This is a genomic window from Flavobacterium sp. (assembly GCF_046073885.1).
GTDB lineage: Bacteria > Bacteroidota > Bacteroidia > Flavobacteriales > Flavobacteriaceae > Flavobacterium.
Window position 1 is genome coordinate 1 of record NZ_JBJTND010000023.1, and the last position, 14,153, is coordinate 14,153.

The 14,153-nt window shown below is 32.7% G+C and carries 12 protein-coding genes and 1 pseudogene; 3 read left to right on the forward strand and 10 right to left on the reverse strand.

Going from position 1 to position 14,153, the window contains the following annotated elements; all coding sequences use genetic code 11:
- Nucleotides 1–224, forward strand: a pseudogene (locus ACKOWY_RS03655) (UDP-2,3-diacylglucosamine diphosphatase); the annotation flags it as partial.
- 108 nt (nucleotides 225–332) lie between these two features.
- The gene (locus tag ACKOWY_RS03660) at nucleotides 333–833 is read left to right on the forward strand and encodes an outer membrane protein (protein WP_408940090.1); all 501 of its coding nucleotides are present in this window, start codon (nucleotides 333–335) and stop codon (nucleotides 831–833) included.
- Between the two features lie 47 nt (nucleotides 834–880).
- On the opposite strand, the gene ACKOWY_RS03665 is transcribed toward ACKOWY_RS03660, so the two are convergent.
- The 10 genes from ACKOWY_RS03665 to ACKOWY_RS03710 form a co-directional block, all read right to left on the reverse strand.
- Nucleotides 881–1,303, reverse strand: a complete 423-nt coding sequence (locus ACKOWY_RS03665; protein WP_408940091.1) for a hypothetical protein — start codon at nucleotides 1,301–1,303, stop codon at nucleotides 881–883.
- Nucleotides 1,300–2,439 carry an N-acetyl-alpha-D-glucosaminyl L-malate synthase BshA gene (bshA, locus tag ACKOWY_RS03670; RefSeq protein ID WP_408940092.1) on the reverse strand — a complete coding sequence of 380 codons (1,140 nt, stop codon included), beginning with the start codon at nucleotides 2,437–2,439 and terminating at the stop codon, nucleotides 1,300–1,302. Before bshA ends, ACKOWY_RS03665 begins: the two co-directional genes overlap by 4 nt.
- A gap of 42 nt (nucleotides 2,440–2,481) precedes the next feature.
- Entirely contained in the window at nucleotides 2,482–5,481 is a 3,000-nt protein-coding gene (locus tag ACKOWY_RS03675; RefSeq protein WP_408940093.1) for a glycoside hydrolase family 3 N-terminal domain-containing protein, read from the reverse strand.
- Between the two features lie 13 nt (nucleotides 5,482–5,494).
- Nucleotides 5,495–5,977 carry an ABC transporter ATPase gene (locus tag ACKOWY_RS03680; RefSeq protein ID WP_408940094.1) on the reverse strand — a complete coding sequence of 161 codons (483 nt, stop codon included), beginning with the start codon at nucleotides 5,975–5,977 and terminating at the stop codon, nucleotides 5,495–5,497.
- Nucleotides 5,978–5,996: 19 nt separating this feature from the next.
- On the reverse strand, nucleotides 5,997–6,788 hold the full coding sequence (locus tag ACKOWY_RS03685; RefSeq protein ID WP_408940095.1) for a (Fe-S)-binding protein: 792 nt from the start codon (nucleotides 6,786–6,788) through the stop codon (nucleotides 5,997–5,999).
- 23 nt (nucleotides 6,789–6,811) lie between these two features.
- Nucleotides 6,812–7,255: a phosphoheptose isomerase gene (locus ACKOWY_RS03690; RefSeq protein WP_408940096.1), complete on the reverse strand. Its 444-nt coding sequence runs from the start codon at nucleotides 7,253–7,255 to the stop codon at nucleotides 6,812–6,814.
- 72 nt (nucleotides 7,256–7,327) lie between these two features.
- Nucleotides 7,328–7,882, reverse strand: a complete 555-nt coding sequence (locus ACKOWY_RS03695) for a hypothetical protein (protein ID WP_408940097.1) — start codon at nucleotides 7,880–7,882, stop codon at nucleotides 7,328–7,330.
- Nucleotides 7,837–9,162 (reverse strand): 4Fe-4S dicluster domain-containing protein, encoded by a 1,326-nt coding sequence (locus ACKOWY_RS03700; protein ID WP_408940116.1) that lies wholly within the window; start codon nucleotides 9,160–9,162, stop codon nucleotides 7,837–7,839. The genes ACKOWY_RS03695 and ACKOWY_RS03700 overlap by 46 nt, the downstream gene beginning before the upstream one ends.
- Nucleotides 9,163–9,184: 22 nt before the next feature.
- On the reverse strand, nucleotides 9,185–10,138 hold the full coding sequence (locus ACKOWY_RS03705) for an MlaD family protein (RefSeq protein ID WP_408940098.1): 954 nt from the start codon (nucleotides 10,136–10,138) through the stop codon (nucleotides 9,185–9,187).
- Nucleotides 10,139–10,158: 20 nt separating this feature from the next.
- Nucleotides 10,159–11,328 (reverse strand): N-acetylmuramoyl-L-alanine amidase, encoded by a 1,170-nt coding sequence (locus tag ACKOWY_RS03710; RefSeq protein ID WP_408940099.1) that lies wholly within the window; start codon nucleotides 11,326–11,328, stop codon nucleotides 10,159–10,161.
- Between the two features lie 83 nt (nucleotides 11,329–11,411).
- Between ACKOWY_RS03710 and ACKOWY_RS03715 the strand changes: the two genes are divergently transcribed.
- On the forward strand, nucleotides 11,412–14,150 hold the full coding sequence (locus tag ACKOWY_RS03715; RefSeq protein WP_408940100.1) for a putative LPS assembly protein LptD: 2,739 nt from the start codon (nucleotides 11,412–11,414) through the stop codon (nucleotides 14,148–14,150).
- The last annotated feature ends 3 nt before the right edge of the window (nucleotides 14,151–14,153 follow it).

Here is a 14,153-nt window from a genome sequence, read left to right on the forward strand (position 1 = left end):
ATGAACCAAAAATTGAAAACAAAATTAACAAGAACGGTTCGACCCTTTATTTAAATTCGGGCGATTGGGTTGAAAACCTTACTGCATTAGAATACAACAACCGCCGATGGAAGCTTTACCGATACGAAGAACATACCGAGCGCGAAGAAGAAGATTTATTTGAAATGGAAGATTTTATCACTCAGCAGCTTATTGCATCCATAATATATTCTAAAGAAAAATGATTGCAACTGATTTGTTTAGTCAGAAATTGTATAATAAATTTGCACTATTATATAAACGACTTGGCATTATTTTTGTGAACTTTGTCAACCTAATTAAAAAATAAAACAATGAAAAAAATCATTTTATCAGCTTTTATGCTAATCGGATTAGCATTTAGCACGCAAGCTCAAGACATTTCGAAAAATGCATTAGGTCTACGTCTAGGTAACAACGATGGTTTTGGTGGTGAAGTTTCATACCAAAGAGGATTATCCAAAAACAATCGTTTAGAATTCGATTTAGGATGGAGAAACAGCAATCATGTGGATGCTTTAAAAGTAGTTGGTTTGTACCAATGGGTTTGGGATATTGACCAAGGATTCAATTGGTATGCTGGTGCTGGTGCCGGACTTGGTAGATGGAGTTACGATCAGGCAGGTACTAGTTCAAATGGAACTTTCGTTCTTGCTGCTGGAGATATCGGAATTGAATACAACTTTCAAGAAGCGCCAATTCAGTTATCTTTAGACTTCAGACCAGAATTCTATTTAAATAACAATGGTAATAATCAATTTAGAGAGAATAGTTTCGGCCCGGATATCGCGCTAGGTGTTCGTTACAGATTTTAATCTGAATACTTTATAAACAAAAAGTCCTCTTAAATAAGAGGACTTTTTTATTTAATAACAATTGGTTTTTTAGAATTGACTTTTACTAAGGTATAAGGATAAACTGTTTCTTCATCTGCCATTCTGGTTTCAATGTTTTTTTGGGTATCTTGAACGTAGATTTCAATTTGGGTTGGTGTTTCAATCACTTTTTCAATCTTCAATTTATTGATGGTTTCTTTTGTTGGTCCAGCATTCAGAATAACAAAACTGCTATTGGCAACATCCTCTTCCTTAATTTTTTTACCTAATGTTTCATCTCCAAGAAGCATTTGTATTTCTTTGGATTCGGTTAGGATTTCGTAAAATTTAATATTGGCACCACCGTCATTATTAACCGAAAGCACTTCATACAATGGCTTATTCACTGTTTTAGTGGAAGAACAAGAATACAGCAACACAATTACTAAAGCTAATAGATATTTTCTCATTTTGCTTTAGTTTTTAGGAGCGCTTGATGATATAATTCTTCATAAAGCGGCAATATGTTTTTAATATCAAATTGTTTTGCTGTGTTTAAGGCATTTGTTTTAAACTCTTTCAAAATAGTATCGTCCGATAAAATTCTTAAAGCATTTTCTGCCATGCTATCAATATCGCCAACATTACTCAGATAACCCGAAATACCATCAAAATTAACTTCGGGCAAACCTCCTGAATTACTCGAAATAACCGGTACACTCCACGCCATAGCTTCTAATGCTGCTAATCCAAAACTTTCTGTTTCTGAAGGAAGTAAAAACAAATCCGAATAAGACAAAATACTATCTATTTCATTACTATTTCCAAAGAAGATTACTTTATCTAAAATCCCAAGTTTCTCACAAAGTTGCTCCGCTTTTACTTTTTCTGGGCCATCACCAACCATCATTAATCTAGCAGGAAGTGATTGCTGAATTTTATTAAATATCTTAATCACATCAGGAATTCTTTTCACTTTTCTAAAATTACTAATGTGCGTAATGATTCGTTCCTCTGGTTTTGCCATGGTTGATCTTTGGCAAACCGAATTATTTTCTGAAGGATGTTTCACCAATTCAATAAAATTCGGGATTACATGAATCTCTTTTTTGATATCAAATAATTCGTAGGTGGCTTCCTTCAAACTTTTGGAAACCGATGTCACCACATCCGATTTATTGATACTAAAACTTACAGCAGTTTTATAATTTGGATGATTTCCAACCAGGGTAATATCTGTTCCATGAAGAGTTGTTACCATTGGAATGGTTATCCCTTGATCTTTTAGCATTTGCTTCGCCATATAACCTGCATAGGCATGAGGAATGGCATAATGCACGTGCAGCAATTCAATTTTATACAACTTAACCATATCTACCAATTTACTAGACAAGGCCAATTCATAGGGTTGGTAATGAAATAAAGGGTATTCAGGAACATTCACTTCATGATAGTGAACATTCGAATTTAACAAAGCCAAACGAACAGGTTGCCTGTAGGTAATAAAATGAACTTCGTGTCCGCGATTGGCCAATTCAATTCCTAATTCGGTTGCGACAACTCCACTACCTCCAAAAGTCGGATAACAAACAATTGCTATTTTCATGTTGTATTATTGAAATACGAAGTTACTATTATTAAATCAAATTTATTTATCTAGTAGCGCTTCTTGAATCACCTTTTGAATATCTTCTCGAATATTTTCTTTGGATAATGTATTGGCAGCATTAGAATCAGGATACGTTCTATTTGATAAAAATACATAGACCACTTCAGTTTCTGGATCTGCCCAAGCCATAGTTCCTGTAAAGCCTGTGTGACCGAAACTCGATTTAGAAACACATCCGCAGGTAGGCCCTTCTTTACCCAATTGGGGTTTATCAAAACCTAATCCTCTTCTATTTCCCTCCGAACAAAAATAACAGGTATTAAATACATCAAATGTGGAAGGCTTAAAATATTCAATACCTCCATAATTTCCTTTCTGCAAATACATTTGCATCATTTTCGCAATATCCATAGCATTAGAAAAAATACCAGCATGCCCCGCAACTCCGCCTTGCATCGTAGCAGCCATATCATGAACATATCCTTGAACCAAAGTATGTCTGAAATAGGTATCCTCTTCAGTTGGGGCGATGGTACTTACGGTAAATTTTTGCAATGGATTATACAATGTATTGTCCATTCCTAAGGATTTATAAAATTGATCGGAACTCAATACATCCAAGGTTTTACCTGTAATTTTCTCCAAATATTCTTTTAATAAAATGAAAGTAAAATCACTGTATTTATATTCCTTCTTTTCGATGAGTTTACTATCAATAATTTGCTTCATGATACTATCCTGGTAGTCATTTCTTAAATATAAATTTGCCGCAACTTGTTTTGAAAAACCATCTTTTGAGGTGGTACTATAATACTTATCCGAAGGGAATTTATCGGCAGTTAAGGTCGCTTTATAAAAAGGGATCCAAGGTTGTAAACGCCCATAATGAGAAAGCAATTCTTTAAAGGTAATATCTTGCTTATTACTTCCTTTCATTTGCGGAAGCATATCCCCTAACTTCGTTTCTAAATTAACCTTTCCTTTTTCAAATAATTGCATGACATTGGGCAATGTAGCAACCATTTTGGTTACCGATGCCACGTCATACAAATCGGAATTTTGAACTTTCACAAGCGGCTCATAGGTTTGATAGCCGTATGATTTTTGAAAAATAACTTTACCTCTACGAGCTACAAGAACCTGAATTCCTGGAGTCATTTTTCCATCAATGGCTTTTTTTGCGAGGTCATCAATTCGGGATAATACTTTCGGACTAACGCCTACATTTTCTGGAGCGGTAAATCCGAGACGATTTAGTTTTTCAGTATTCAATCCAAATCCGTTTTTAAATTCTTCATTAATAGATACAGGTAATTTTCCTTGTGACTCGATGGCTCCAAATAATAATTCGGCACCAACTATTTGAGAAATATCACTATTTTGATACGACATAACCACACCTTCAATATCATCAAAATTAGAAATTGAAGAAAGCGAATACGGTTTTGCAAATGCATCTAATATTACGGTGTTCTTTTTAGCTATATCCTGCAACCAAGCCATTTCAGTTTCAGAAAAATCATGTTTTTTCCATGCTTTATCCGATTTATGATACCCAACAATTACCGTATTATAATCTTTTAATTTTACTTGTAAAGAATCTAGATTGGAGTCAGAAACTTCAGTGACTTCCGTATATTTTTTAAGTGTAGAAACAAAAGCAGAATTGCTATCATCCCCTAATTTCACATAAGCAATCTTTTGATTTAAATTTTTTATTGGAAGAATATTGTCCTTATTTTTTAATACCGTAGTAGCGTGTTCGTACAACTGATATTGTAGCGCATCTTTAAATGTTGTATTTAAATCGCTAGCTAAATTATGGGTGTCAATTGGCTTGTATTTATTCAAACCTATTTTATATTTATAATGTAAAATTTTCTTAACCGATCTAGCAATTCTATCCTCAGTAATTAATCCATTTTGATAGGCTTCAGTTATTTTCTGAACAGCCACAGGCACATTTTCTGCAAAAAGCAAAATATCATTACCCGCTAAAAAAGCTTCTAAATCAATATCACCTGGCTTCATAAATTTACTCGCTGCTTTCATATTTAGAGCGTCTGTAAAAATCAAACCATCAAACCCTAATTCATTTTGAAGTAAATCGGTAACCACTTTATAAGAAACTGAGGTTGGATAATTTTCTCTAGGCTCTAAACTCGGAACATTTAAATGAGCCACCATTACCGAAACCAATCCTTCATCAAACATTCTTTTATAAGGATACAATTCTACTTTTTCAATTCGATCTTTGGTAAAAGAAACCAACGGTAATGCGTAATGCGAATCTAGTGCCGTGTCTCCGTGACCTGGGAAATGTTTCCCTGTACAGAAAACTCCTTCACTTTGTACTCCTTTCATTAAGGCAATAGCATGGTCGGCAACATTTACTTTATCTTCACCAAAAGAACGGTTTCCTATTATTGGATTTTTAGGATTAGTGTTAATATCTAAAACTGGAGCGAAGTTAAAATGGGCTCCAATTCTTTTAGTTTCTTGAGCCATATTTTTTCCAACCTCTTCAATTAGTTTCAAATCTCTAATAGCTCCTAAAGTAGTATTCCAGGGATATTTATAGGTAGAATCCAAACGCATACTTAACCCCCACTCTGCATCAATCCCTATAAACAAAGGAACTTTTGATTTCGATTGAAAACGATTGGTTAAATTTGCTTGACGCCCAGGTCCACCTTGAAAAAAGATCAAACCACCAATTTTATTTTCAAGAATTAATTTGTCAAGTGAATTTACATGAACCGAATCTTTATTTGAATAGGCAGCTACCATAAAAAGTTGGCCTATTTTTTCTTCAAATGTCATTTGAGCATAAATACTATCCACCCATTTCGTTTCGGGATCTGAATCTTTAAAGAAATTTTTTCTATCGGATTTTAATATGGGAACATATTCTTCATCATCATTTGAAAACTCGGGTTTGGTAATTTTACCCACAGAATTTTTATCTTTAGTCACGCCACAATTGGTAACTATAGAAAAAAGGAATAAAGTAAAAGCAAAATGAATTATTTTTTTCATAAAAGTAAACCAATTAAAAGAACCTGCTGTGCCAACTATCACTAGCAGGAACTTCCCAGCTTTCTTTCATTTCTGCTATGGTATTAACCAGATTATTGAATACAATAGTATTTTCTGAAACTGATCTGTCTTTAGCTAATTTTTTAAAATCCAAAAGAGGTTTATAGGTAATGAATTCCCCTTGTTTGAAGGAAACATTCATTTTGTCTAATAAATCGACACCGTATTTTTGCTCTAAACTCTGAATGAAAGCAACTGACGAATCTATTGAACAACCCGTTGCCTGATGCACTTCTTGATTTATTGCGATGATAATAAAACGACTGTATTTAATAGTAAAAGAAGCTTCCAATGCACTACCGTGAGCCGACCAATTATTTAAAAACTCTTCAAGTAGTTTTTCTATTTCTGAAACTTCTTCATCAGAAAACTTTCTATTAGAGGGATAAATCCATATACGGGATTCTTCGGGTAAATTATCAAATGGTACGTACATTTATTTGGATGTAAATTAGTTATAAGTCTTGCGCATTCGCAATTAATTCGGCAATATCTAAAACTTTAATGTTCGCTTCGTTTTCTTTTGCTTTCACTCCATCGGTCATCATTGTATTACAAAACGGACATCCCGTTGCAATAATTTCCGAATGGGTTTCTAAAGCATCTTCGGTACGCTCTATATTAATTTCTTTATTTCCTTTTTCGGCATCTTTAAACATTTGGGCTCCACCTGCACCACAGCACAAACCGTTTGCTTTAGAACGTTTCATTTCTACCAATTCAATATCCAATTTCTGAATTAAATCTCTTGGTGCTTCATAAACATTATTTGCTCTACCTAAATAACAAGGGTCGTGAAAAGTGATTTTTTTGCCTTTAAATTGACCTCCTTCAATAGCAAGTCTACCCGAATCTAAAAGAGATTTTAAATATTCGGTGTGATGCATCACCTCATAATTTCCACCTAATTGGGGATACTCATTTTTTAAGGTATTAAAACAATGCGGACATGCAGTAATGATTTTCTTGGCTTCATAAGCGTTAAGGACTTCTATATTCATCATGGCTTGCATTTGAAATAGAAATTCATTGCCCGCTCTTTTCGCAGGATCACCGGTACAACTTTCTTCTGTACCCAAAACTGCAAAGGAAACATTGGCATTATTTAAAATCTTAACTAATGCTTTAGTTATTTTTTTTGCTCTATCGTCAAAACTTCCAGCGCAACCTACCCAAAATAATACTTCGGGTTGTTTGCCTTGAGCTAACATTTCGGCCATGGTTGGCACTACTAAATTTTCTGACATTGAATTTGTGTTTTATTACAATATTAGTGTTGACCGTCGTCAAATACTTCTATGGTTACATCTTTAGGAATTAAATCGGTGAATTTACCTCTATAGCGAGTTGCTTTTACCAAATGATTGTCAATCCAATGGTAGTTTCCACCTCTTGGTTTTCCAAATAAAATTCCGTGGTATTTAAATCCGTGTTGTTTTAACCAACGCTCGGTGTAATCTCTATGTTCTTCGGTTCTTGAAGTGAAAAAGAAAATAACATGACCTTCGTCATACCATCTATTCAATGTGATTAATGCATCCGGATAAACTTCTGCGGTTAGCATACTTTCTGGCTCTTCATTTGGAATATCATCGCAAACGGTTCCATCAATATCAATTAAATAATTCTTTACTCCTTCTGGTAAAATCGGACTAATTTGATGTCCATTTTCGGTTACTGCTTGTAAGTTTTTGTTAAGGTTTTCCATTTCCATTTTTTTTATTGGTTCACATTCATAATAACAAATTCCCAAGCCTCACAAATGGGAAAATTATTAGGGTTATAATTAATTAAATTTAAAACTATTCATTATTTCTTGCATTTGCTTGAAATAATCATCAAATTCATCTTTTTTAGCTGAATACGTTATGAAGTAGGCTTTTTCATTTTTCACAAAATCATATTGTAAAAATTTCAAATCAAAACCTCTCATTTTAGCCTCATAAATCATAACTTGGTATTCGATATTATTTTTTTTAATTCTTTCATTAGAAATTAATTTGCCAGCATTTGCAATTTGATTTTCAGTCAATTCTACAAACTTATTTAGGTCGATATTTAAACCTTTCAAATCCTGAATCATCAAATTAATGTTCTCTATAAAATTATCATTAGCATCTTTTTTCTCAGTATATAAAGAAAATTCAGTGCTGTTTTTTCCGGTTTCATCTAAACGTAATGTGGAAGGATAAGAAATAGAATAACCATTTCTTTCAATTGTTTTTAGAGTTGACTGACTAAACGAAACTTGTTGCAAAAGCAAACTTATTAATATCAAATACTTCATACTAGTTGTTATTCTTCTTTCCAGTTTAAACGATCCATTTGGTTGTACTGCCATGGAGCGCCATTATTTTCAATATTTGACATCATTGCATTTAATGATTGTGGGGCAGCACTTTGCTCCATAACTAAGTAGCGACGCATATCTATAATAATTGATAAGGGACTAATATTTACAGGACATTCTTCAACACAAGCGTTACATGAAGTACATGCCCAAAGCTCCTCTGTAGTAATGTAATCATTTAATAATGAAACATTATCAGGTATAAATACCCCTTTGTTTTTATCAATATTTCTACCCACTTCTTCCAATCGGTCACGGGTATCCATCATGATTTTTCTTGGAGATAATTTTTTACCGGTTTGATTTGCTGGACAAGCTGAGGTACATCTTCCACATTCGGTACAAGTGTAGGCATTTAGCAATTGAACCCAATTTAAATCGGTTACATCTGATACTCCAAATTTACTTGGCACCGCATCTGCATCTACTGGAGCTGCTGCAAAAGGATCGGCATTTGGATCCATCATTAATTTTACCTCATTGGTAACACTTTCTAAATTGTCTAATTTTCCTTTCGCATTTAAGTCTGCAAAATAGGTATTAGGGAAAGCCAATAAAATATGTAAATGTTTAGAATAGTAGAGGTAGTTTAAGAAAATTAGAATCCCAATAATATGCAACCACCAAAATGATTTTTCTAGCATAATTACACCACTTTCACTAATTCCGGAAAATATTGGTGCTATAAATTGACTAATTGGATAGGCCCCAACAGAAGTGTAATGAGCAACACCTGCTTGCTGTAAATAAAAATCGGCCGCGTTCATTAATAAAAATAAAGACATCAATACTACTTCAAAATACAAAATAATATTCGCGTCTTTTTTTGGACTTCCAGCTAAATCAGAACTTATGAAACGTTTTAATTGGATGATGTTTCTTCGTGTCCAAAAAACAAGAACAGCAACTAAAACAAAAACCGCAAGAATTTCAAAAGACCCAATTAAAAAATCATAAAAACCACCTAAAAAAGAAAAAACTCTGTGGGTTCCAAAAAGACCATCAATTATGATTTCTAGTAATTCCAAATTAATAATTACAAAACCAACATATACTATAATATGTAATAATCCTGCAATTGGTCTTCGTACCATTTTAGATTGTCCCAAAGCAATCAAGGTCATATTTTTCCATCTTGCAGAAGGATTGTCTGAACGATCAATGTCTTTTCCTAGCTTGATGTTTCTAATTAACTTTTTTACATTGATAGTAAAATAACCAAAACCTGCAATCAATAGTATTGCAAAGAAAATAGGCTCTAAATAACTAATTATGTTCATTACTTAATAGAATTTAATTTTTAATTGAATCAGAAACCGGAGCCTGATAAGGTTTATTTTTCTTTCCAAATACAGAAACATTAATGTAACGCGTTGGATTTAATCGTAAATCCTGCAACAACAATTCTAATTCTTTAGAAGTTTTATTTAAGTTATTATATAAAGCATCATCTTTTAGCATTTTTCCCATAGTCCCTTTACCCGATTGTAGATCGGCCATCATTTTATCTACATTAACCAAAGTTGTCTCTAAATTTTCAATAGTTTGAGCAAGATTTTGTTTTTCTAATGAATCGGATATTTTAGAAAAATTGGAAGTCATTTTATCAATATTATTCATTGAACTGTTGATCTTCGTTTTATTATCTGCCAAAATTGTATTAATTTGACCTGAAGCCTCTTTAAACTGAGCCAAAGTTTCATTTAAATTTGCAATACTTGCCTTTAAATTTTCTTTAGATTTTGCATCCAATACTTGATTTACATTTTCAAGCATGATATTGGCATTGTCTAAAAGCTTACTGATTTTATCCTTTAATGGCACAATTTGTTTAGCAACTTCATCTGTTAATCCTAATTTATTAGATGCTTGTAACGCATCACCAGAAACAGTTACCGCACCATCCTTACCAGGCAAAATAGCAATTTGTTTACCACCAAGTGGACTTGGCGCATACATTTCGGCAATGCTTGATTTTCGTATAATAAAATCTGATTTAATTTGCATTTCCACATTTACCTTTCCGGTTGTATTGTCTATAGATATTTTACTAACTTTTCCAACATTGAGTCCGCTAATTGTTACTGGTGCTGAGACAGCCAATCCTTCTACATTATCATACTGAACACGTAAAGTTTTGTAATCTAGCAATAGATCGGTGCCCTTTAAGTAACTATAACCCCAAAAAAACAAAGCTATTGAAGCAATTACTAATAATGCGGTTTTTATTTCTTTTGTTATATTCAAAATAGTTTAATTTATATATTTTATTTTTTTAATGCTTCTTTTAAATCAACTCTTTTACCATCTTTCAATGCAATGATAAATGCAGAATCATATCCTTTGGCTACTGCTTCTTTTAAAAGTTTTTTTGCTTCATCATAATTTGAAGTATTTCCATACATATATATATTTAGCGAGGAAGAAGGATTACAAGAGATATTTTTTAAACCTTTAAAATTATCAGGTGTTAATTCTACTTTGTTTGGACTTGCCGAAATCTGAACTTTAAACACCAATCCTTTTTCATGTTTAGGTTCATCCGCTTTATCCTCTTTTTTCTTTACCACAGAATCGGATCTCTTTGGCACTTGAGTTTCATTTGATTTTGTATCAATTCGTTGAGAAGGTTTTTCAACTGGACTTTCATTGACATCACCTCCATCAAAGAAATCTTTTTTATAACTCAAAATAGCTTGCGCAATAGCTTCGGCGATTTCTTGTTGTCCTTCTTCAGAATCTAATTTTGCGCCTTCAACCGGGTTTGAAATAAATCCGTTTTCAATTAAAACTCTAGGCATGTAGGCTTTATGAAGTACCATATAAGGCGCTTGTTTCACACCTCCTCCTCTACTCTTTTTACCTAAATCTTGAACAAAACGATCTTGAATTTTTCCAGCTAATGCTATACTATTTTCAATAAACTCTTCCTGCATGATGGTCATACCCAACATGGTTTCGGGTTTATTAGGATCAAATCCTTGGTATTTTTGCTTGTAGTCTTTTTCTAATGTAACTACCGAGTTTTCTCTTTTTGCAGCCTCTAAGTTGGAAGCGTTTTTTGACATACCCATAACATAAGTCTCGGTTCCATCGGCAGCCGTATTTTTATTGGCATTACAATGTATCGAAACAAAAATATTTGCATCCGCTCTGTTGGCAATATTAGCTCGCTCAATCAAATCAATAAAAACATCAGTCTTACGGGTGTAAACTACATCAATACTTGAATTACGCTCTAATATTTTCCCTACTTTTAGAGTAATTCCTAGATTGATGTTTTTTTCTATGTGTCCGTTATAGACAGCACCAAAGTCATGATCCCCATGACCCGCATCTAAGGTTACTTTAAATTTATTTGATTGGGCAAAAACTATTGTTGTGCTAAAAAAGAATAACACAATCAAAGTTTGATTCCAGATATTTAGGTTCTTCATTGTAATAAAAGTTAATTTTAATTAAAACTGCAAAGCGATAAAATTATTATTTACCTATTTTTGACCAAAATTTATATGTAAGTTTGGCTTGTCAAAAATCAAGCCTTATTTTTACAAAAATAGCATTTAAACTTTTGCGTACAAACTTATTTTATATCGTTTTATCAGCATACTTCCTAACAATTGGAAACCATACTTTATTTGGTCAAGAAACTAAAAAAAAGCCAACGAGTTTTCCTGCTAAAAATCAACCTATTACTCCAAAAAAAGATAGTGAATCGCTTCAATCAAAATCGATAAAAAAAGATACTATAAAGCTAGATTCAATAAAAAAAGGGAAGTCTATTCTTGACGGAAAAGTAAAATATAAAGCAAAAAAATACGCCAAATTTGATCAGAAGAAAAAACAAATTACTTTATATGATGAGGCTGAACTAGACTACCTAGATTACAATCTTAAAGCTGGAATTATTGTTTTTGATTATCAAAAGAATGAAGTTTATGCAGGTAGATTAAAAGATTCTGCCGGAAATTATATTCAAATTCCAAATTTCAAACAAGGGACAAATATAATTGAACCCGATTCGATTCGATTTAATTTTAAAACAAAAAAAGCATTAATATGGAATTCTAGAACTACCCAACAAGAATTAAATATTAAGGCTAAAATTGCAAAAAAAGAAAATGACTCCATCTACTTCATGAAGGGAGCTCATATCACCACTGCTAAAGATATTGAAGATCCAGAATATTACTTTTTAGTAAATAAAATGAAATTTGTTCCAGGAAAAAAAGTTGTTCTTGGCACAACCAATTTATGGATTGAAAACATCCCTACTCCAATTGCATTACCTTTTGCATTTTTTCCAATTACAGAAACCAATCATTCTGGAATTATCCCCCCAAGTTATGGACAAAGTAATGACAGAGGATATGCATTACAAAATGGAGGGTATTATTTTGCCTTGAGCGATAAGTATGATTTGGCAATCCTCGGGGATTATTATACTAATGGTAGTTATGCTACTCGATTTGAATCGAATTATGCCAATAAATATAAATTTAACGGAAGAGTAAATATTCGATTTGAAAATCTTATTACTAGTGAACGTGGCTACCCCGATTATGCGAAAAGCAAAATATACAACATTCAATGGTCACACACTAAAGATCCAAAATCAAGTCCAAATTCCAGATTTTCAGCTTCTGTAAATTTAGGAAGTAGTCAGTATTTCCAACAATCTATGAATCTTGCTAATATAGGTTCTACTCTAAACAACACCTTAAGTTCTTCAATTTCGTATTCTAAAACAATCAATACAATTCCGCAAATTAATTTTTCATTATCAACCACACATTCTCAAAATACGCAAACAAAGCAAATAAATATGACATTGCCGTCATTACAAGCTAGCGTTGATAGAATTTACCCATTTGTAGGAAAAAATGGAATTAAGAAAGGTTTTGTGAAAAACATTAATATACAATATAATTTAAGAGGAGAAAATCAAATTATTACTACCGATGAATTCTTCTTTAAAAAAGAAATGTTTAATAATGCTAAAGTTGGATTTCAGCATAGCATTCCATTAAGTACAAATTTTAAAGTTTTCAAATATTTTAGTGCTTCTTCATCGATGAACTACAATGAAGTTTGGACCTTAAATACCATTAAGAAGGAATTTGTTACATCATCCACACCTCCTGCACTACCTACAGGATCTGTTGTAACAAGTAACATTAATGGTTTTGATGCTTTTAGAACGTATTCCTTCTCAAATAGCCTTACAACAACTATTTACGGAACATTTAATTTTGGTAATAACAATAAAATACAATCCATTCGACATGTAATGCATCCCTCTGTGAGTCATACTTACACTCCTAGTTTTGAAAAATACTACGATACCTACGCTATGGATGCCAGCGGAAAAACAGCTCAATATACTCGATTTGATTCGGGTATTTATGGAGCACCTGGTAAAAATTATTCCAACAATATTGGGTTCAGTTTAAGCAATACCTTTGAAGCTAAAGTTCGTGATAAGGACTCAACTAAGACAGAGCCTAAGAAAATAATGTTATTGAATAATTTAAATATCTCTACAAGTTATGATATTTCTGCTGATTCTTTAAGATGGGCACCAATGCGATTGAGTGGAGGTACATTATTATTCAAACAAAAAATGAATATTAATTTTGCAGCAACACTTGATCCTTATGCTATTGGTAAAGACAATGTTACAAGAATCAATACATTTAATATTGAAGAAGGTGGAAGCTTATTTAGAATGACAAGTGCCAACATGACTATTAATTATTCGGTATCAAGTTCAAAAGATGATAAATCTAAAAAGAATCTGCAAGGCGCTAAAAATGGAGGTCGAGATGATGATTTATTTGGAACCAACACCGATTTAAACGACAATAGAGATAGTCAGTTTGCGAAAAAAGGAAATGATGATGGGTTTACTGGTTTTTACAATGCAAAAATACCCTGGGATTTGACTTTTGCTTATTCAATAACTTATTCAAATGTAGCTAACGAAAAGAAGATTGCCAGTAACTCGGTAATGATTTCTGCCAATACCGACTTAACTCCAAAATGGAAAGTAGGAGTTTCTACTGGATATGATTTTGTTAGAAAAGGAGTTACTTTTACTCAAATACGATTGAATAGAGATTTACTCAGTTGGAATATGAGTTTTAATTGGTCGCCATTTGGTCAGTCCTATTGGGGATTTTTCATAGGAATTAAAGCAAGTGTATTAAGCGACATCAAATGGGATAAAAGAAACCAACCAGACCGTATCTTAAAATAAATT